The organism is Leptospira andrefontaineae, from assembly GCF_004770105.1.
Lineage (GTDB): Bacteria > Spirochaetota > Leptospiria > Leptospirales > Leptospiraceae > Leptospira_B > Leptospira_B andrefontaineae.
Window position 1 is genome coordinate 69,711 of record NZ_RQEY01000019.1, and the last position, 20,959, is coordinate 90,669.

Genomic DNA, 20,959 nt, shown 5'->3' on the forward strand with positions numbered 1-20,959 from the left:
TACTTTATGATTGAACCTTTTTTGTATAAACTAACGAGGAAAAGATAAGAAGAAGGTACGGAATTTCTCACCGACCTAAGTTCAGGAGATTGTTCGATCGAGACTAAGGACCGAGTAGATCCGTTGTGTCTTTATAGAATTGTTTCATTCTTTGGTAAGCAGTATCAGGAAGTTTTCTTTCCTGATCATTATTTAAATATTTTTTAACAGGCAATAATCGGAACTGCGCCTTAGATCCGGTCCTGTCTATATAAACCCAGACAGGTTCGTAATCTATATCAAAAATATTTAATTTATCGTTTTCTTTGGATAAGGAGAATTTTAGGATAAGACCTCCATCCACATAACGTCTATCTTGTCCGGAGATAAAATTACCCAAAGAATAAATATAAAATCTCTCTTTCGAGATCCCGAATTTATCTTTAATCGTTTTTTTACCGAATTTCTGGAGAGTGTGGGGATGTCCTCCCAGGACTATATCCGCTCCGGACGAAAATGCATGGTCGACCATTTCTACTTGGAAAGGATCCGGTTGGTGCAAATATTCAGTTCCGTAATGATACATTACGATAATTGCATCCGGTTTGGATTTTTTCGCCAGAGCAATATCTGCAGCGATCTGGTCCTTATCGATCAGATTAATCACTGTGCCGACAGGAATTTCCAAACCGTTGGTTCCATATGTATAATCCAAAAATGCAAGGTTCAGATTTCCTACAGGGACGAACAATATTCTGTTTTTCTCATATTCTTCTTTGTCCTTGTAAGTTCCTAAATGTTTCAGACCTAATTGGTCCAATACGGAAAGAGTTCTTACAACTCCCAACTTGCCTTTATCGCAGGAATGATTGTTTGCAGTGGAAAGTACATCGAAACCTATATCTTTGATCGCTTTTGCAAGAGAATCCGGAGCGCCGAATTGAGGATATCCAGTGTATTGTTTTGGATCTCCAGGAAGAGTGGTTTCTAAATTTCCAACTGCAAGATCCGCTTCGGTGATCGTAGAAGATACTTCTTGGAATACTTCGTCGAATTTCCAGCAGTCACATTCTTTATCGTAAGCTGTATCTATCTGGGTTTGATGAGACATGATATCCCCTACTGCTACAATTCGAACTGCATCAGTAGAAGAACCTGTCTTAACGTTCTGAGAAGAACAAGGGACCGCAAAAAATGCAATCCCTAAACAAAAGATACAGCTTCGGATCATTTTTTAGGTTCCGGAGGCAAGGCTTCTATTAAAGAAAATCCTTTTGAGATCGGTTTACGATTACGAAGAAGTATCGTTGTATATAGAACATTTTCCTTGGTCAGCCAAGTTTTCAGATTATCCAAAGATTGGATGTTATAATGAAAAGGAAACGCTACAGGAAACATTTCTCCATCCGGAAATCCATACACCTTCGCACCCTTTGTCACAGTGCGGATCACTATACTTTTAGAATCTCCATATAAATTCAGGAAGTTCTTTCGCATTCCTTCCGGGTATCTAAAGTATTCTTCTGCATTAGAAGTGTATAAAATACGGATTGGGATCTCTAATTCTTTAGCTTTTTCGGAAATAGAATTTATGGTTTTATCTCCCAATAAATTCCCATCAATTGCGATTATTTTTCCTTCTAAAACCAGATTTCTTAAGTAATCATAATCTTTTGTATCATTATGGAAAGAAGTAAACTCGGGATATACTTTAGAGATCTTATGTAAATCTCCCAAACGTTGAGGAACTGCTCCTTTTCTAAGAGCGATCTGATAAGACTTTAGAATTACTTGATATTCCGGATCATTCGAAAATCTTTTTTCAATAATAGGAAGGACATCATTCTTATTTTTAGGATCCCAAAGTTTTTCATACTCCGGATAAGTAGGAGAAATTTCTATAAAATGTAGATGAAGTCGATTAATAGAAACCGTTACCGGATCAAAATCGAAAAGATAAGCGAATTCACTTCTTGCCCAAGCGATCAAAGTTAAGTTCTGATCAGTTCCAACTCCCATATATCCGCCGCCTAAACCCACTACTCTGGATTTAAACAGGTCCAATCTTCTTTCATTAGAAGAAGGATAATGTTCTGCATGAAGATGACGATCTGCTGGCGGAGTATCGATTGCTGAAAGTTGTAGTCCTTCTCTAGTTAAAGAAGCTTTTCTGCCGAAAACAGAATGATCACCCTGGCCTTGGCCGGCAGAACAATCGATAAGATAGAAAACCGAACAAATGAATAAAACCGTTAAGAATAGATTCTTTTTATTTTTGTGTAAAACGACCGTATTAGGTCCTTTTTTTATCATGAAATCCTGCATCCCCTGGACACTAAATGCCCTTGCAGACAGAACTTATTAAACGGCTTTTATACGGGAAGAACTTTACGAATGGGGTCTCTTAAGAGATCGGCGAGAAAGACCTCGCCGAAAAAAGATGCAAATTATAGATACAATCCAAATCCAATGCTAGCCTTAGGACCTTGCATTTGTAAGGCATCTTCGATCTCAGTATATTTGAACCAATAATTAGTATATTCTGCCTCAAAAAAAGTATAAAGGGCCCCCATATTTACTTTTAGCCCCAAACGCCCGAATACTTTTCCTGCATAACAATTATGGGCACAACCTCCAAGTCCTAATCCTAACATAAAGTATGGATCTAAGGTTTTTCTAGGATTCATATGGAAATTTATCCCGAAGTCGAATGTGCTCGCATTCACACTCGATTTTTCCATGGCTTGAGTTGATAAGACGGATGAAACAGTATAAGCATCATACGGGATGGATCCGTTAACGACTCCTTGGAGCAAATATAAAGCGGCTGCATCATTTTTAGGAAAAGTCAATTGGACTATATCGGAAGATAATCCAAATACGAATCCGATTCTGTTCGGAGCATATTCTGCATAAAATCTAGTGCTATATACATCTCCTTTCGGAGCCGGCATAGGCTGGGACATCAAGTATAAGAGCGCCGGGTCAGCGTTTCCACTAAGGAGTAAACCAGGAAGAATATCTGCATTCGGGTTTCCGAACCATCCAAGGTTTTGAACGTTCGCGTTTCCATATCCAAATCCATATTGAATGGACCAGTTGCTGTTCTCTTGATTTCCCGATTCTCTATCAACTGCGCCCAAACTTGTTGTAGAAATTAGTACGCCAAGCATACATAACGCGCTGATTAGTTTTCCGATTGTATTTTTCATTCTTCCTCCAAGATAACTTTTCATATTAACATCCACAGTATATTATCACACTGCAGATATAAAGCTTATCCGAAATGGGAGAAGAAAAGACAACGTTAGGTGGAAACCCAACGATATTAGATTTATTTTCGTATATATTAGAAAGATTTTTACAAGAACCTTACCCCATTTTGGGTAAGGTTCTCTAAATTCAGGAGCTCGCATATAACTTCTTCAAATCAGCAGCTATATTCTTTTGCATTGCTTCGTTTGTCCCACCTCCAATGGAAAGTAAGATTGCATCTCTATGTAATCTTTCCACCGGGTATTCTCTACAATAACCGTAACCGCCCAGCACTTGGATTGCGTTTCTGGAAACTCTTTCCGCCATTTGGGTAGATACTAATTTTGCAGAAGCAGCTCCGAGCGAGTTTCGATTTTCAGGATGGATCTTAGAAGCAACATCATATACCAATGCTCTTGCGGCTTGGTAGTCCGCATAAGACTCTGCAAGCAACCTTTGGATCTGCCCGAATTCGATTAACTTCTTATCGAAAGCTTCTCTATGAAGGATAGAATATTCGCACATCACGTCTATACAACGTTTTGCAATCCCTAAAGATTGAGCAGCAAGAGTCACTCTTTCGATCTCTAGGTTTCTCATCATATGAGTCAAGGCGCCATCTTCTGCACCGATTAGATTTTCAGCAGGAACTTCCATGTTCTCAAAGATCAGCTGGGTAGTTGGAGAAGATCTCATTCCCATCTTCTCTTCTTTTTTGCCGAAACTGAATCCCGGATAAGAACTTTCTACAATGAAAGAAGTAGTTCTACGAGAATCCTTGCTAGTTTTTGCATATACCAAAAATACCTGTCCCACGATCCCGTTTGTGATAAACTGTTTTCTTCCGTTTAATACAAATTTGTCGCCTTTACGAGTAGCGACGGTCCCCATTCCAAGAACATCAGTTCCTGCTCCAGGTTCTGTCATTCCCATTCCGCCGATCCATTCTCCAGAGAGGACCTTAGGCATATATTTTGTCCTTTGGGAAGGATTCCCACTGTGAAAGAAATTATTTACGAAAAGTACTTCATGAGCTAAATATGATAGAGTAAATCCAGGATCATAGGCGGAAAATTCCTCGTGGATGATCACACTTGCCACAGGATCCAATCCCATTCCTCCGTCTTCTTGAGGAACTGTTACTCCGAAGATCCCTAATTCTGCTCCCAGTCGACGGAATAGATCCTTATTAAAAGATTCTTCGTCGTCATGATCCTTTGCTTGCTGATCCAAATTTTCTTTTGCGAAAGCACTTACATTCTCTCTCAAAGAAAGATGATCATCAGTTGGATTATATAGATCTATTTTTTTTTCTTGGATTCCCTTCATTCTAATGCCCTATTCAATTTCAACTTAAGTATTTTGGACCCGCTGTAAATTGCAACCGAGTTACTGGACTCAATTGTATTTAAAAAGACCTAAATCTTGATCTTCAAATACAAGCTTTACAATTCGAGGATAAGATAATATTTCGTATAGAGTAGGTAATGGCTTCCTTGGTAAATTTATTATTCTTTTTAGGCATTATCCTAAATACTTATTTTATATCAGCCATTCTTCATAAAAAAGGACTTTCACAACCCCTATCCAGAAACTCAGTATCCTTTACTCTCTCCATTTTAATAGTCGGCTCCATTTCTCTCCTACTAGTTTCCATTAAGTATTACAATATCCTTTCTGTTGTCTTGATCCAATTTTTGGTTTCCGGATCGTTTATCGGATACATCGTCTTTCATAAAATTGATCTCCGATTAAATCCAATCGCCGGTTGGAATAGTTCCAGAAGTATAATTCCAAAAATTATTCTATTCTTATTACTCCTGAGTGCAGGCGCGATGTATTCTCTTTTTCCGATCGAGTATATTAAAGGAGATAGAGACCATGGAGTGTATCTGGTTTTCGGAAGTACGATACAGAAAACAGGAGGACTAAATTTTGATGATCCCCGTTACCAAGATCTAACTCAGATTTTCGGGAATAATATAATTTACGGTTATCCCGCAATCCATTCGGACCATTCTCCTTCTTCTCCAATCGGTTCTCTTTCTCCTCGTTTCTTCCCGCTCTTCCCTATTTACTTAGCCTTATCTGCCGATCTATTCGGATTAGATGCAATGTTCCGAGTAAACACAATCTTCGGAGTATTATCGTTAATCTTTATATTTCTGATAGTGAAAAAATGGATAGGTCCTTGGGGAGCATTGATCGCGGTAGCTTTCTGCGCGTTTAACCCCGCACAGCTTTGGAATGTCAGAACTACCCTATCCGAACCATTGGGGCAATTGCTGATCCTATTCTCATCTTACTTTGCTCTTTATTTTTTCCGGAAGAATAATGGATGGATGTTCTTAGCAGGAGGTATTTTAGGCTTAAGCAGTTTTAATAGGATCGATAGTTTAATATATTTTCCTGCAATCGTGATCTTTGTGGCTTACTTATTACTCTTAAGAAAAAAATCTCTTTGGAAAGGATTTAACTTTCTATTCGGATATTCGGCGATTTCGATGTTGGGTCTTTTGTATGGATACATCAACTCCAAACCGTACATGATCGATCTTTGGAGAAGTAAACAATTGCTGAAACTAACTTTCTTGTGTGTCTTTTCTTCTATTTTATTATCCGGACTATTATTCTTCTCTAATTTAAAAATTGGAAAAAAAGCGATCGAATTGTTTAAGAATACGGTCCTCAAGAATAAAAAGGTTTTAAAGATATCAATCTTCTCCCTCGTGTTTCTCTTAATCATATTCGCTTATTTTATACAACCAGTGATCAGTAATTCAAAGACCATAACTGATCACCTTTACTTTAGAAAGAATGGTTTTATATTCTTCTTATTTTATGTTCCTCTTCTCCTTGTATTATTTGGTATAGGAGGCTACGATCTACTAGTATTCAGAAAACAATCTTCCGGGTCGCTGGTATTTCTAATATTAGGCTCCCTCCTCTCATTCGTATATTTTTATGATCCCAGTATCTTTCCCGATCATTACTGGGCATCCAGACGTTGGGTCTTGTTCCCGATCCCTTTTGTATGTATTATGGGAGTATTAGGGCTTTATTCTTTGCCTATCAAAAGACAAACTATTAAGTTCACTCTAATCGCGATTGTCTTTGTAGGTTGTATGTACGATCTATATAAAAGAGATAGATTGATCTTATTTGAAAGAATGTTGTCTGGTTATTCAGAAGAATTCGAAAGATTATCAATATCCCTTCCAAAAGAAAGAGCAATTTATTTTACTAAAAAAGAAGATCTCGCGAGCCCACTTCGTTATCTAAGCGGAAGAGATACCTATCTCATCCACAAGACCCGTCCTTTTTTAGAGAAAGCAAACCGATTGATCGAAGCCGGTTGGAATGTATACCTAATTGATGAGGATGCTAATCTGGAAGACCAATCAGTTACTTTAGAAAAAGTAGATAAAATAAGTTTAGAAGGAAATTTTCCAATAGAAACCGTAAATCGATATCCTGATACGCTTATACACAAAGGAACCTTCTTACAAATTTATAAAGTAGGGATAAACCCTAAAGCTCCTACTCAGGTGAAAAAAATAACTTCAATAGACCCTGGCCAATTCACATACATATTAACAACCCTTAGATCGGAACGTAAAAACCAATCGAACCTTTACGAAGAAGTAAAAGCCTACGATTATTATATTCCGAAAGATCCCAAAGGAAAGTTTCGAGTAGAATTCGAAGGAGAGGCCCTGAGCCAAGCGACTTTCAGTGTGACTGCTAATGAATCTTCCTCTGTAATCTTTCCCGAATCCTCAGGAATTGGGAATGATAAAAAGATGAGCATCGAATTCTCTGTAGAAAATCCGGAAACAGACGATGTAATGATCAGGTTCCGCACTCAAAAAAACAAACAAGTAATTCTAAAATCCCTGCAATTATCTAGAATTCCCTAAATGAGGATAAATATGCCGTATTCTGTCGTATTAACTTTAGTTTGCCTTCTCGCTTTGGTTCTCGCGATCCGCAATCTAGGAAAGTTTCCCAAAAGTTTAGAAGAGATCCGCTCGGAAATCGAGGCCTCATTCGCTACCCCGTTTAGCGGAAAGTCTTGGATCTGGTTTTTATTTCTGATCAGCTTTTTCCTTTTACCGTTTTTCTGGGGCTTAACCTTCTTCCTTAAATCCGATGCAAATGTGTTGGTTATCATTCTAGGATTATTTTGGATCTATTTTTGGAGCAGAACACTCATTCTGTTTCGATAGGCGAGATTTCCGGAATACGTGCAAAAAAGTAGTTTGCATTCAAGCTTTTCAGAAATTTCGTGTTTATAGCCCTATTTATTTGGAGAACGTAAGTTCATGAAGATCATCGTTTTAGTGAAACAGGTGCCTGACACCGAAACGAATATCAAAGTCGGGGACAAGTCCATCAATGAAGCCGGAATTAAATGGATTATCTCTCCGTACGACGAATTCGCAATTGAAGAAGGACTTAGATTACGCGAGAAAAATGGTGGAGAGGTTATTGCAGTCTCTCTAGGACCAGATCGCGTTCAAGAGTCTTTACGCCAAGCATACGCAATGGGAGCGGACCGTGCCGTTCAGATCAAAGTGGACAATTACGTTCCTTTCGACACCGTTTTAACCGCAGAATTGATCGCAAACTTCGCGAAAGCTGAAAATGCAGACATCATCATCGGCGGACGCCAATCTATCGATAGCGATAGTTCCCAAGTAGTGATCCAAGTTGCAGAAGGACTCGGAATCGCTCATATTTCTTTCGCAGTTAGTTTAGAGATCAGCGGAACTTCCGTAAAAGCTACTAAAGAGGTAGAAGGTGGAACACAAGTTGTAGAAACCAGTCTACCAGTAGCAATCACTGCTCAAAAAGGATTAAACGAACCTCGTTATCCTAACTTAAAAGGTTTGATGGCTGCTAAGAAGAAGCCTATCGAAACTAAAACGCCTGCAGATTTAGGAAATCCTGCAAGCAAGATTGAAGTAGTGGGCCTGGAGCCACCTCCACCTCGTATTCCTGGTCGCAAGTTAGAAGCGGCTGATGCGAAAGGTTACGCTGAACAATTAGTAAAAGCTCTTCGCGAAGAAGCTAAGGTTATCTAAGGAGAACACCCGTGAGCAACGTTTTAATCGTAGGCGAACTCAAAAACGGAGAACTCAAAAAGATCTCCAAAGAAATCACTTCCGCTGGCCGCAAGATTGCGGACGCACTCGGAGGAAAAGTTACCGCTCTTCTCATCGGATCCGGAGTTGAAAAATTCGCAGGGGATCTAGGAGCAGTCGGAGCAGACAGCATAGTTACCGTAAATGCTGGAGACTTCAACGCAGAAACTTGGGCGAATTTAGTAGCCGGAGTTATTAAGGATAAAAATCCTTCTGTAGTTTTAGTTCCTCACACTTCTCAAGGAAAAGATTATTCTCCAAGAGTAGCTGTAAAAGTAGGAGCGGGAATCATAGCGGACGCAGTAGGTCTTTCAGTAGACGGCGGAAAAGTAGTAGCTAAGAAGCCAATCTATTCCGGAAAAGCATACGGTAATTTCAAAGTTACCAGCCCAATCGCTATCTTCACTGTTCGTCCAAACTCTCAAGAAGTAGTACAAAAAGCTGGAGCAGGAGCTGCTGAAGCTGCAAGTCCATCCGCAGGAGACGCGAAAGTTAAAATCGTATCTTCCGATCTAAGCGGCGGAAACAAAGTTCAGTTGGCAGAAGCTTCTATCATCGTATCCGGCGGACGCGGAATTAAAGGACCTGAAAACTGGCCTGTTATCCAAGGTTTGGCGGACGTTTTAGGCGCAGCTTTAGGAGCGTCCCGTGCTGCGGTCGATGCAGGCTGGATTTCTCATAGCCATCAAGTGGGTCAAACTGGTAAAACCGTTTCCCCGAACTGCTATATCGCATGCGGAATTTCCGGAGCGATCCAGCATTTGGCCGGAATGGGTTCCTCCAAGTATATCGTGGCTATCAATAAGGACGGAGACGCTCCAATCTTTAAAGTAGCTACCTACGGAGTCGTAGGGGACCTTTTTGAAGTCGTACCGGCTCTGACCGACGAGTTTAAAAAAGTACTTGGATAATTTCGTCTAATGAAGCCATAGTAGGAACGATTATGGCTTCATCCAAGGGTATATTATCCTTTTTGGGTGCCGCAGCTCTACTGGTCTGCGGCACTTCTATTTTATCCGATCCTGGCAAGGAAAGGTTAAACGGTGTCATCGGAAAGATGGCCGAAATTTCCAGTTTTCGGGCGAGTATTACGATCAATAACGAACTCACCGGAACTCTTTCTTACCAAAGACCAAATCATATACATGTAAAATTTTCCGACGGAAGGGTTATCGCCTCCAACGGACGTTACCTTTGGTTTTATTCCCCTTCGAGAGGAATTGTAGGCAAGCAAGACGTAAAAGGTATGACCGGTGGAATGGCCGGTCTTCTTTCGGGATACGAAGAAGTAACTCCAGTGGGAGGTTCACTTCGACTAAAATCCGCGACAAGGACTTACGAAGAGATCGTAGTCACCTTAGGTCCGGATAATACTCCTCGTTCCCTCAGAATGAAGAGCAGATCCACCGGAGAATACACCTCCGTAAGTTTTTCCGGAGTCCAAACCGGTATAGGTTTACCTGCGTCTCTCTTCAATTTCGGAGCACCTTCCAACGCGCAAATTGTGGAGAACCCGCTTAACGAGAGGGAATAAGTTTGTCTACTTCTCGCACAGACGCCCATAAGGTCTTCGCAGACCTCTATCGAAAGACACGTTCTCCGGAACATCAACAGAAGATAGACGAAGTCATACAAAAATCGAACGATATATTTATACGTATCGACTTGATGAAAAAAGTCGACGAAGAGTTCGAGCAGAAGAAAAAAGAAGAGTCAGGCAAAAAACCTGAGGAAGAGGACAAGTCTTCTAAATCTTCTCAGTCTTCTTCCGCTTCTTCCAAAACAGCACCTAAACCGGTAAAGAAAACACAAGATGCCGGACCTGGTTTAGGATTCCTCGCAAACCTTTTCGGTGGAAATGCAAACATTACAAAATTTGCAAAGGACACCGGAACCGTAGAGGTAGGTTTCTTAGGAAGAAATTCGAAGATCGCTCCTTCCGTAGAAAGATTATTCAAAGCATTAAAAGAAGATCAGATCATCTCCACATTACAGGCGCTTAGACTTGCAGAAAGCCAAGGTTGGAGACATTGGAGACCTTTGGTTTATAATGTGGTCTTGAATTTTAATAAATTCTTTAATAACTTTATCTCTTTAGATTCACTCTTTATAGATGAAATTTCTCCTGAGATCTTTTTGAACAGATCTTTGAAGATGCAGATGTATTATGCACGTCATCTTTCCAGGAGCGACGCTAGAGACATTATCCTAGGCCATGTTCCTGAATTAGTGAAGAAGGACGAAAAATTATCCGTAAAACTTCCTTCTATCATATCCGGATTGAATTACGGATTAAATCTGGAAAACGGAAGGCCCAAACTTACGGACGCGATCCGCGCATTCTACGTTGTCTCCAACAAAAAGGTGATCAGTTGGGAAGAAATATTAGATTCTTTAAATGTTCCTCCGATCAACGAGACCAAATTCCAAGGATCTCCAGACATCACCAAAGAAGTTGAAACAACATTGATCAAATTATCAGACGATATTTTGACCAGAATGAATAAGAAAGAAGAGCTGCACGGTCTAAGACAACGTTATTTCAAAATAGACGATAACGGAAAGATCTCTTTCGACTTCTTGAACGGTGTGGTGGACGATTATTTTGCCCATCATATGCCGGAGAACATGAACTCAGCTGCATTCAAGTCCTCTTACAAAGGAATGCCTCATAAGCTGATCCATATACTTCTCCGCGACTTTCAATCTTGTTACACCCCTATTTTAGAAGGAACAGTTAAGATAGGGACCAAAAACCATAATAGAGACGTTTTGGTAACACAACCGGGTTTATTTAAAGCTGAAATCGAAGAGATCAATAATCTTCTCAGACAATTGGATGCATTCAATAAGAAGTATCCAAGCTTTCAGTATACCTTCTCCAATTTTAACCAAAACACTTCAGGTGGATCCGTAGAAGACCAGATTACGGTAAACTTATTAAGATTACTTTCAGAAGCTTCCGCTTTTATGGGAAAATTCGCGGAGAAGATCAACGTATTGGTTGAGAACCATTTATTGGCAAAAGATTATGAAGCCAAAGGACAGCTGAACGAAAGAGTTTTAGCTTCTAAAGAAAAAGTATTAGAAGAAGTGAAAGTGCTTCACCGATTTATACCATATTATGATTCTACGATGGTTTCCGGAAACCGTTTGAACGGTAAAACTTTGGAATATGTTTTTGTGGATATGGCTCAGTTATTATTTAACTACGCGGTCATCTATAAAGACAAGTTTACTGTAAATAAACTAACCGCTCACAGAAAGTTGGATGCGGAACTCAGTGCATTAAAAGCAGAGTATGAACGCCTTTCCGGAAAAACTTTCGATGATCCGCAAAACCGATTCGCTTCCTCGGAGGAACAATGAGGATATTGACCGGGGTACAACCTTCTGGTAAATTACATTTAGGAAATTACTTCTCAGTTATACGCAAGTTAGTCGATTACCAAAACAAGTCCGATCTATTCTGTTTTGTGGCTGATTTGCACGCTTTAACTACTTTTAGTTCTGCAAAAAACCAAACAGAAAATACTTATGATGCTGTTTGTGATTTTTTAGCATTAGGGATCGACCCGGATAAATGTGCATTCTGGATACAATCAGAAGTTCCTGAAGTCACTGAACTTACTTGGTATCTGAGTATGTCCATCACAGTTCCTAAACTGGAATTAGCTCATTCTTATAAGGATAAGGTTGCAAAGGGAATCGTTCCAAGTGGAGGACTTTTCTTTTATCCTGTGTTAATGGCTGCGGACATTCTTGCATTTAATAGTGATAAGGTGCCTGTAGGAAAAGACCAAAAACAACATTTAGAATATGCAAGAGATATTGCGGAGAAGTTTAACTCCCAATATGGAGAAACCTTCAAACTTCCTGAACCTGAAATAGACGAAGAGACTGCAATCGTACCGGGAGTAGACGGAGCGAAAATGTCCAAGTCTTACGGAAATACGATTAACTTTTTTGATGATGAGAAGAAGTTAAAAAAATCGGTAATGGGTATCTTAACTGATTCCGCAGGAGTAGATGAAGCGAAGGATTATGAGAAAAGTATAATATACTCCATCCATTCCCTTTTCTTAGATGAGTCCGGTAAAAAAGATCTACAAGCCAGATTTACGAATCCAGGAACAGGGTATGGGGATCTTAAAAAAGCATTATTAGAAACTGTCTTAGACTATTTCGGTCCATACAGAAAAGAAAGAGAGAAGATTGCCACTGATCCTACTTACGTAAGATCCGTAATGAAAAAAGGATCCGATAAAGCAAGGGCAGCTTCTTCTCAAATCTTAGATAATGTAAGAGGAAAACTCGGTATCGGTATCTCGAAAGTTTCGGTTTAATATCAAAATTCGGTGCGGAATGAGAATTCCGCGCACAGTCCTAATTTTCCATAACAGGTATTCGTATGGGCGAATACTTGGAACAAAACTACCAGGACTGGATCCCCTCCTCCTTATTTTCCTATATTGTTCTTGGGCTTCTATCCGGCTTATTCTTAGATATTTTCTTTCCGGATCTCGCCCTAATTTGGACAGCAATACATTCAATTAGTATAATATTCTTTTCCTTTTTATTCTTCAGCAAAAAGGCCCCATACTTTTCCTGGGGAGTAATTCTATTTTTTATTTTAGCGATCTGCGGTTATACCAAAAGAACCGCTCCTTTTTTAGAAAAATCCGCTTCTTGGAAAAAAGAATTCTCTCAAAAAATCAACCAAACCTTAGATAGAGCAGAAATACAAGGCAGAGCCAGAGAAATCTCCTTAGGTTTAGTTTTAGGAGATGCAAAAAGTTTAGATAAGGAATTTAAGAAGAATGCTAAAGAAGGCGGAATTTTACATTTATTCGCGGCCTCAGGCTTACATTTAGGAATTTTAATCGGATGTATGTTCGCTGTCCTAAAACGAATTCCTTTTTTAGGTTATCATATTCCTAGAATACTTCCTGTATTATTCGGACTATTATACTTGGTCAGCTTAGGTTTTCCAATCTCGCTCGCAAGAGCTTGGATATTTTCTGCATGGATACTTTTACAATCTTTGTTTTTTAGAAAATCTAGACCGGTGGATCTATTGATCTCTTCTGCCGGACTTGTATATCTTTGGGATCCTGTTCGTTCCTTTGGAGTTTCTTTTTTACTTTCTTTCGGCGCAGTTTCAGGCATTCTACTATTACTACCTTGTTTCAAAAAATGCCTTCCCCAAGCTTCAGAAGATAAAACGATCTTAGCTAGGTTTGTCGGATTTTGGAGAGAAAATCTTTTAGTTTCTTTATCCGCGGGGATAGGGACCTTACCGTCCTTGATTTACTTTTTCGGATATTATAGTTTTGGATCGCTGGGATTAAATCTGATCTTAGTCCCAATTTGCGGGATATTGCTTCCCCTATTATATTTTTCTTTGGTATTGGAATCAATATATCTCTACTTATTTGCACAACCCGTATGGAAGATCGTTTTATTCCTCTTGGAAATTTTAGAAAAAGCCACTCTTTACTGGGGAGAATCCAATTGGAATTGGGTGCATCATTATAGAGGAAATACGAAATTTTTCGGATTAGGGATCTGGATCTTATTCTTATTCTTCTTATTCCTTTGGAAATTAATTCCTTCTAAAAAAATGGAAAATTCTACATTAGATCTTTCTAATTCTGTAATTGATAAAACACTTAGAACTGCTCTCTTCAAAAATATATGGATACTGGGATTTTGTATATGTTGTGGTTTCCAATTCTTATTAGCAAACTCTTCCACTTGGATCCAACTGCCGGATGTATTTTTTGGAGATCAATTCACCTTCTTCCTTCAAGAAAAGAACAGATTGATCCTCGCAGGAAAATGTAAGTATAGTTCCAAAATTTTATACAAATCGTTGGGAAAAGATCCGGAAAGATTCTGTGGAAATTCTAAAACCGTTCACGAGATCTATATAGAACATGAGTCTTGCCTGGATTGGGTCTCGGAATGTTTAAAAAGAAACCAGAATCTATCTCTAAAATACGGGGGAAAAGAAAAACCAAAGATCGCCGGTTTCGAAAATTGGATCTTAATTCCTAAATTAGGGGAATTCCATCTACCGGATCCGGACCAAAAGCTAATACGATTCGAAGTAGGAAAAGATTCTCTCCAAACTCTCTTAAACCGTACCCAAAAAGGAGAAGGGATCATACTGATCCTTCCAAGATTTCGGATCAAGGAAGATCCAAGAGAATGGAATCGATTTAGAAAACAGCTTGGAATCGCTCCCGGTTGGAAGTTTATTGGAAGTGATGAGCTCCCCGGAATACCCGTTTTATAAACCAAATGTCATCCGGGAATTTTTGTCAGAAAGATCTTCTGCTCCTCTCAAAAAATGGGGACAAAACTTTCTAATTGATCCAAACGCTGTGAAAACTTTGTTCTCTAGTGCTGCACCCGAACTTCTGCAAAAATCAGAACTGATCTTGGAAATCGGCCCGGGTCTTGGAGCACTTTCTCATATACTCTATGGATTGGGGAAAAAGCTGAGATTATATGAGATCGACCCGGTATATTATAAATGGCTAAATGAGTTTCTTCCCGGAACTGAAATCATTCTAGGAGATGCAAGAGATACTCTCTTAGACCAAGAGAATAGAAGCTGTTTTCTATTCGGTAACCTTCCCTATTATATCACTTCCGAACTTATTATTCTTTCTTTAGAAAAACTTCCGAATTTGCAAGGTGCAGTCTTCCTGGTCCAAAAAGAATTCGCTCAAAGGATCACTAAAGAAATTTCTTCTTTATCAATTTATGCAGGAGCATACGGAAAATTCCAAAGTAAAAAGACGATCAAGGCCGGATGTTTTTATCCGTCTCCCAATGTGGATTCAAGTGTTCTAACATTTGTTTCAGATAAAAGATTTTCCAAAAAAATCTCTTACCAAGTTTTAGAAATTTTATGCAGAACCTTGTTTTGGGGAAAAAGAAAAAAAATAGGTTCTTCTATCAAAGAAGCTCCATTCAATTCTTTTTATCCGAATGGGCTTACTCTTCCAATCTCAGAAGAGAATTTAAGATCTAAATTAAAAGAATGTATAGAGTCAGCAGGAATTTCCTTAGATAAAAGACCGGAAGAACTAAAAGCAGAAGACTTTTATAAGATTGTGGACCTTTTCCAGATCGATTAAAAAGAGCAGAGGATATCTCCTCTGCTCTCTCAAAACTAACGATACCTTTCTCGGTCTCGCTGTTGTTGCATTCTTTTTTGTTCTTTGTGGATGGATTTCCACTTCGCTTTTTGTTCTCTAAATTCAACTGAATTCGGAGCACTCAAATTCGCAGTTCTTTCTAATTCTCTTTTGAGTTTCAGATAACTTTTGAATCTTTCTTCCGAAATTTTTCCTAACTCGATCGCAAGTTTTACCCCACAATCAGGTTCACTGATATGAGAACAATCTTGGAATTTACAATCAGAAGAAGCTTCGAAGATCTCAGGAAAGGTTTCTTCCAAACCTGAACCGTCGGACCAAAGTTGGATTTCCCTCATACCTGGAGTATCCAAGATCCAAGCACCTGAATCCAAACGGAACATCCATCTATTTGTGGTGGTATGTCTTCCTTTTGAATCAGATTCTCTGACTTCGTTAACTGATCTGATCTTTTCTCCGATCAATAAATTGAGAAGAGAAGATTTACCTACTCCAGAAGATCCTATAAAAGCGGAAGTAGATCCGTCCTTCCAAAACATTTCCAGTTCTTCCAAACCTTCTTGTTTATGATTGGAAACGGAGAACACTTCAACACCGGGACAAGATTTTCGAACGATGTCGATCTTCTCCCTTAGTTCTTCTTCTTTGCCCGAATACAAATCTTTCTTTGTAAGTACTACAACCGGTGTAGCCTTACTTTCCCAGATTTGGATCAGAGTTCTTTCCAATCTTCTTGGTTGAAAGTCACCATCTAAACCATGTAGAAGAAAAATTCGATCCATGTTTGCACAGATAGGATCCGGTTTTAAAGTTTCTCCTTTCACTTTTCGAACGAGTAGACTTCTTCTAGGAAGAACCTTATGGATTAGATATTCTTCTCCGCTTAATTTAGTAACGAGAACCCAATCTCCTGCAACTGGTAGATCCAAACTAGAACCCGCATTAAAGCGAAGTGCACCGGTTAACATTCCGGTACCTTCTTCTTTTAAACTTCCTAGTTCGAGTCGGAACTCTTGTCCTTGCTCTCCGATAATCCTTGCAGAAACCGGATCGGAGACACCTAGGTCCTCTGAAATTTTAATAAATTCTTTTTCTCTATCCGCATCCCATACGGATAAATTCAAAGATGGTTTTTGATCCATTTATTTTGCCCAAACCTATATGCATAGGTAGTCAATAAGACTAATTAATGTAACTCCCTCGTGATACGAGGGTCCTTTGAGGAAAAGGTTGTAAACAATCAGGCAATCATATGCAAACTTACTTTTAGACTTTCGGGCCTAAGTAGAGTTGTAAAGTTTTTTTTGAGAAGAAAAAGGTCAGGTAGAATATTTCTGGAAGGCTTTATATTCTTCTATAACCTTCTTACCGAACTCCAACCATTCCTCGTCTTTTTTAAAACCGAAATGTTGAAGAACTTCCCAGTGAATTGCAGCCGGATCCGCTTTCCCATCCAGACATTCTATGATCCAATCGGATAAGTAGACCGCAAATACAACGTCTCTGGATTCTTTTTTGGCCATCAATGGTCTATGATGGTATTCCGCAGCAACCTTGATAGTATCTGAGAAATTCCATTTTTCACAGATCATACCCCCTAAGGAAGTATGAGTAATTCCAAGTGCAGCTTCTTCCAATCCAAGAGTAGAAGGTAAAAGTTTTTTTCCGGAGATATCGGCCAATTTTGCGATCGTATCTCCCTCTAAAGAAAGTAAAAGTACAAGTCCTATATTATGAAGAAGAGCGGCACAGACCAGATTGGTTAGGAATGTTTTTTTCCAGCCCATTCTTTCTCCAAGCCTTCTGCAAATATAAGCCGAAAGACTGGACATTTCCCAAATATGTTCAAACTCTTTGTATCTCTCTTCCAGGATCTTCTTGGTTCCAAGACTCAAAAGAATATTATTTAATTCTGATAGACCGATCAACTTGATCGCATCTTCTAAAGTTTCTACTTTTCTTCCTTGTGCAAAAGAAGCTGAGTTTGCGAGTTTTAGGATATTGGTAGATAAGGAAACGTCTCTCCCGACTTGTTCCGTAATCTGCTGGATAGAAGAATCGGGCTTATTGATCAGACTCATGATCTGATTTAAGTTTTCAGGGAATGTAGGAAGTTTATCTATCTCCGCGATAATTTCAACGGTCCGTTGGTACGAAACGTTTCGATGTTTGAAATCCAATGGAATTTTAATATAAGCGGAAGTGATCCCACCTTCCGCCTTTAATTTGTAAGAGTCGGCTGCTATTCCTTCATTTTTTAGCATCAAAAGGGACATTGCAAGTCCAAGGCCTGCGCCTTCAGAATCATCCGCATGATCTGCAAAAACTTCGCCCAAATCGTTGTATTCTTTGCTCTTTCCGATCCTGTTCTCCACACGTTTCAATTCTTCCGCAATAATGGGTGCGTTATTCGATACTCTTATTAGGAAGCTGGTTCGATTGAAAGCGAGGGTGATCAAACAATGGAATTTCACTTTTTCCAATAAGGCTGCGTATCTTTCCTTATCTTTGATCATTTCCTTTTTAAAATTCGCCATCCCTCTCACATAGTCGTCGGGATTGGAAATGTTCAGATTATTTTCTGCGAAGAAGATACGTTTGGAATTTGCCTTAACGGCGTTCATCGCACTTTCTCTCAAGATAGAAAAAACGGATTCTTTTAGAGTGATCGCATCCAAATAGACCAGGTACCTGTCCAGGAGGATGCTAAGTAATTTATCCACACTTTTGTTCAAAGTGGTAAACCGAATATAGAGAGGATTTAGCTTTTCAATACGTTCGTTTACGTTACGAACGCTAAGATAGTATCCTTCCTTTTCGAAATGGTACCAGTTTATATTCATTTTCGCTCGGCGGAAGGGCCTGCTATATCCTACTGCTGAGCAGGTTTTGTCAACCCTAGATTAAATTCCCCGAATCCCTTAGGGCCTAAATCTCTTTGTGCCGAGTACTCAACCATAGAGTGGATTTTAAAATTACGATCCATGCTCCTACTTGGACGAATGAATAAGGTCCGTAGAAATTTTTAGGATCAGCCTTCCCCAAAAAAAGAGCGAAAGAATGATAAAAAACAGTCCCGACCTGGGGCAGAACCCAGTAGATCGTTTTTAGAACGAATTTTTTGATATCACTCGCTTCCGCAGACATATCGATATTTTGGTTATAAGCTACGAAATCCAAAATGCAGCTGAAAAGTATAAGACCGAGAGAACTTACGATCGCGAGGGATTGGTTCGAGAATAGAGTTACCAAAAGAACCAATAGAACAAAAAACGAATACACCAACATCATTGTTCCCTGATACCAAAGGAACTCCCAAGGAATTTCCAATGAGAACCAAGAGCTGATCCCGAAAGCCAGAAGTACGAAAATCACAACGCATATAAGCAGCGCGAGCCCCTTACTTCCTACATAAGCATACGGATCCACAGGGCGACTTAACCAAAGAGTATGGACCTGAGAGTCCATGTCTTGGCGGAGAAGGTCCGAAGTCAGAATTACCAAAAAGACCAAACTCCAAAAAGAAGTCAGAATAAAATACATATAAGAAGAAACACCATGACTGGTCTCTCCTCCTACGGAAGTAGTGCAGGTCCATTCCCCCAAAAGGAAAAATCCAAGTAGGGAAAAATAAAAGAATATTGCCTTACGCCTTATAATTTGGACGAACGTTAGCCGAAGTAGGGTGCCTATCTGACGGAACGCGGAGGATATAAAAAATTTGAAATCAGTTTGAGAGCTCAATTTGATCCTCCATTCTCGGAACCTTGCGTAAGCCTGAAGAATACATCCTCTAAAGATTCAGTCTTTCTTTCGTATAGGAAAATTTCCGCACCCTTCTCCACTAAGATCGCAGGAAGTTTTTTCAGATCCACTTCCGGCTTAGGACGAATTTCCCAGATCTTTCCGTCTTTCTTATACTCCAAAGAGATCTCTTCCAGATAAGATTCAGGTGCTGACTCCAAACGAATACGTATCCTATCTTTGCCTTGTTTTAATTCGTCCAGCTTGCCCTGGGCCATTAGATTTCCTTTATGAAGGATACCAATCTCAGTACAGATCTGTTCTACTTCTAACAAACGATGAGAGTTGATGAGGATGGTGACTCCTCTCTTCTTGTTCTCTTCTAAAATTAATTCTCTGAATTCTTTATAACCCGCAGGATCTAAACCTGTGCCGGGCTCATCTAAAAGCAAAAGTTCAGGCTCTGCACCAAGTGCATTGGCAAGCCCCAATCTTTGTAGCATGCCCTTAGAGTATGTGGAAATTTTTCGATCAGCAGCTTCTGCCAATCCTAACTTTTCTAAGAACTCAACGGTTTTCTTTTTTGCAACGGAAGAAGGTATCAATGCGAGTTTGAAACTTGCTTCTAAAAATTCTCTCCCACTCAAATAAGTAGGGACCGCCATTCTTTCCGGAAGATAACCTATCTTAGTTCGTGCAAGCGGAGAAGGTTCCAAACCCAAAACTTTACAGTGACCTTCGGTCTGTTTGGAGAAGCCAAGAAGGATACGGACCAAAGTAGTTTTACCTGCTCCGTTCTGGCCGAGTAGACCGAAAATCCCACCTTGCGGAATTTTCAGATCAATTCCTTGTAATGCTTTTACTTTCGGATAAAATTTGCGTAAGTGCTCTATTTCAATTGCAAATTGAGGCATTCAAAAATCCTTAGACCAAGTGCCGGAGACAATAGTTCCATTGCTTCTCGAAGCAATTCTTTTTATTAGAACGCGTACGCACAATTCTACATTTATTCTATGAAGATCATCATAGCCAGACATGGGGAAGCCGATCCCAATTCAGAAGACGGCAAAGATTCCTCCAGGGTTCTAACTCCCAAAGGGATCACAGATATAGAAAAAATGGGCCGGTTCTTTCAGACCGGATTTAAGATCAAAAAGATCTACCATAGCCCTTACGTACGCACAAAAGCCACTGCGGAAATTTATTCCAAAATCCTAAAGCCTGAATTGGAAACTGAATCTGCGGAGTATCTTCTTCCGGGAGAAGATTATTTTAGGATCTGTCCTCTTCTTAAAGATAATTCAAACTCGGATGCGATCCTTTTAGTAGGTCATAGCCCTGATGTGAGCGTATTCGCAGAAACTCTTTTGGGAATTTCAGGAGTAGGAAAATCTTTTCTATTCACTCCCGGTTCCGCACTTGCAGTCAATATTCCTCGCGAGAAATTCCAAGGAGGACAGATCATTTGGTTTGTATCTCCTGATTTCCTTTGTTGATCTTCTCATAATAGCCAAAGATCTGTTTTCAAAAACCGGTTTACATTGGGATCTGCTCTGAAAGATCATACAACTGAGGACCGGGGTGTAGCGCAGTGGTAGCGCACTTCTCTGGGGGGGAAGGGGTCGCTGGTTCAAGTCCAGTCACTCCGAAAGTCCTCTTTTT

At 39.6% G+C, this 20,959-nt stretch carries 18 protein-coding genes and 1 tRNA gene; 11 read left to right on the forward strand and 8 right to left on the reverse strand.

Going from position 1 to position 20,959, the window contains the following annotated elements:
- Positions 1 to 103: 103 nt before the first annotated feature.
- The 4 genes from EHO65_RS14410 to EHO65_RS14425 all read right to left on the reverse strand — a co-directional run bounded on the left by EHO65_RS14410 (position 104) and on the right by EHO65_RS14425 (position 4,563).
- Positions 104 to 1,210 (reverse strand): CapA family protein, encoded by a 1,107-nt coding sequence (locus EHO65_RS14410; protein ID WP_135775286.1) that lies wholly within the window; start codon positions 1,208 to 1,210, stop codon positions 104 to 106.
- Positions 1,207 to 2,292 (reverse strand): LIC_10091 family lipoprotein, encoded by a 1,086-nt coding sequence (locus EHO65_RS14415; RefSeq protein ID WP_135775287.1) that lies wholly within the window; start codon positions 2,290 to 2,292, stop codon positions 1,207 to 1,209. Before EHO65_RS14415 ends, EHO65_RS14410 begins: the two co-directional genes overlap by 4 nt.
- Before the next feature lie 134 nt (positions 2,293 to 2,426).
- Complete coding sequence (locus tag EHO65_RS14420) at positions 2,427 to 3,215, reverse strand: hypothetical protein (protein WP_135775288.1); 789 nt, start codon at positions 3,213 to 3,215, stop codon at positions 2,427 to 2,429.
- A gap of 166 nt (positions 3,216 to 3,381) precedes the next feature.
- Entirely contained in the window at positions 3,382 to 4,563 is a 1,182-nt protein-coding gene (locus EHO65_RS14425) for an acyl-CoA dehydrogenase family protein (RefSeq protein ID WP_135775289.1), read from the reverse strand.
- A 158-nt stretch (positions 4,564 to 4,721) separates the two neighbouring features.
- On the opposite strand from EHO65_RS14425, the gene EHO65_RS14430 reads away from it, so the two are divergent.
- The 9 genes from EHO65_RS14430 to rsmA all read left to right on the forward strand — a co-directional run bounded on the left by EHO65_RS14430 (position 4,722) and on the right by rsmA (position 15,532).
- A complete protein-coding gene (locus EHO65_RS14430) occupies positions 4,722 to 7,154 on the forward strand; it encodes a glycosyltransferase family 39 protein (RefSeq protein ID WP_135775290.1) in 2,433 nt (810 codons plus the stop codon).
- 12 nt (positions 7,155 to 7,166) lie between these two features.
- Positions 7,167 to 7,463 (forward strand): LIC10362 family protein, encoded by a 297-nt coding sequence (locus EHO65_RS14435; RefSeq protein WP_135775291.1) that lies wholly within the window; start codon positions 7,167 to 7,169, stop codon positions 7,461 to 7,463.
- 96 nt (positions 7,464 to 7,559) lie between these two features.
- On the forward strand, positions 7,560 to 8,321 hold the full coding sequence (locus tag EHO65_RS14440) for an electron transfer flavoprotein subunit beta/FixA family protein (RefSeq protein WP_020769329.1): 762 nt from the start codon (positions 7,560 to 7,562) through the stop codon (positions 8,319 to 8,321).
- An 11-nt stretch (positions 8,322 to 8,332) separates the two neighbouring features.
- The gene (locus EHO65_RS14445; protein ID WP_135775292.1) at positions 8,333 to 9,292 is read left to right on the forward strand and encodes an electron transfer flavoprotein subunit alpha/FixB family protein; all 960 of its coding nucleotides are present in this window, start codon (positions 8,333 to 8,335) and stop codon (positions 9,290 to 9,292) included.
- A 32-nt stretch (positions 9,293 to 9,324) separates the two neighbouring features.
- On the forward strand, positions 9,325 to 9,915 hold the full coding sequence (locus EHO65_RS14450) for a LolA family protein (RefSeq protein WP_135775293.1): 591 nt from the start codon (positions 9,325 to 9,327) through the stop codon (positions 9,913 to 9,915).
- A 2-nt stretch (positions 9,916 to 9,917) separates the two neighbouring features.
- Positions 9,918 to 11,750, forward strand: a complete 1,833-nt coding sequence (locus EHO65_RS14455; protein ID WP_135775294.1) for a hypothetical protein — start codon at positions 9,918 to 9,920, stop codon at positions 11,748 to 11,750.
- Positions 11,747 to 12,727: a tryptophan--tRNA ligase gene (gene trpS / locus EHO65_RS14460; RefSeq protein WP_135775295.1), complete on the forward strand. Its 981-nt coding sequence runs from the start codon at positions 11,747 to 11,749 to the stop codon at positions 12,725 to 12,727. Before EHO65_RS14455 ends, trpS begins: the two co-directional genes overlap by 4 nt.
- A gap of 65 nt (positions 12,728 to 12,792) precedes the next feature.
- Complete coding sequence (locus EHO65_RS14465) at positions 12,793 to 14,682, forward strand: ComEC/Rec2 family competence protein (protein WP_135775296.1); 1,890 nt, start codon at positions 12,793 to 12,795, stop codon at positions 14,680 to 14,682.
- Complete coding sequence (gene rsmA / locus EHO65_RS14470) at positions 14,654 to 15,532, forward strand: 16S rRNA (adenine(1518)-N(6)/adenine(1519)-N(6))-dimethyltransferase RsmA (protein ID WP_167482039.1); 879 nt, start codon at positions 14,654 to 14,656, stop codon at positions 15,530 to 15,532. The genes EHO65_RS14465 and rsmA overlap by 29 nt, the downstream gene beginning before the upstream one ends.
- Before the next feature lie 35 nt (positions 15,533 to 15,567).
- On the opposite strand, the gene rsgA is transcribed toward rsmA, so the two are convergent.
- The 4 genes from rsgA to EHO65_RS14490 all read right to left on the reverse strand — a co-directional run bounded on the left by rsgA (position 15,568) and on the right by EHO65_RS14490 (position 20,211).
- Positions 15,568 to 16,695: a ribosome small subunit-dependent GTPase A gene (rsgA, locus tag EHO65_RS14475; protein ID WP_135775298.1), complete on the reverse strand. Its 1,128-nt coding sequence runs from the start codon at positions 16,693 to 16,695 to the stop codon at positions 15,568 to 15,570.
- Between the two features lie 177 nt (positions 16,696 to 16,872).
- Positions 16,873 to 18,396, reverse strand: a complete 1,524-nt coding sequence (locus tag EHO65_RS14480; protein ID WP_135775299.1) for an HDOD domain-containing protein — start codon at positions 18,394 to 18,396, stop codon at positions 16,873 to 16,875.
- Between the two features lie 85 nt (positions 18,397 to 18,481).
- Complete coding sequence (locus tag EHO65_RS14485; protein WP_135775300.1) at positions 18,482 to 19,297, reverse strand: ABC transporter permease; 816 nt, start codon at positions 19,295 to 19,297, stop codon at positions 18,482 to 18,484.
- A complete protein-coding gene (locus EHO65_RS14490; protein WP_135775301.1) occupies positions 19,294 to 20,211 on the reverse strand; it encodes an ABC transporter ATP-binding protein in 918 nt (305 codons plus the stop codon). Before EHO65_RS14490 ends, EHO65_RS14485 begins: the two co-directional genes overlap by 4 nt.
- A 99-nt stretch (positions 20,212 to 20,310) precedes the next feature.
- Here EHO65_RS14490 and sixA point away from each other — a divergent pair, with 99 nt between their 5' ends.
- Complete coding sequence (gene sixA / locus EHO65_RS14495; RefSeq protein WP_135775302.1) at positions 20,311 to 20,793, forward strand: phosphohistidine phosphatase SixA; 483 nt, start codon at positions 20,311 to 20,313, stop codon at positions 20,791 to 20,793.
- An 81-nt stretch (positions 20,794 to 20,874) separates the two neighbouring features.
- Positions 20,875 to 20,946: transfer RNA gene (locus EHO65_RS14500), tRNA-Pro, on the forward strand.
- The last annotated feature ends 13 nt before the right edge of the window (positions 20,947 to 20,959 follow it).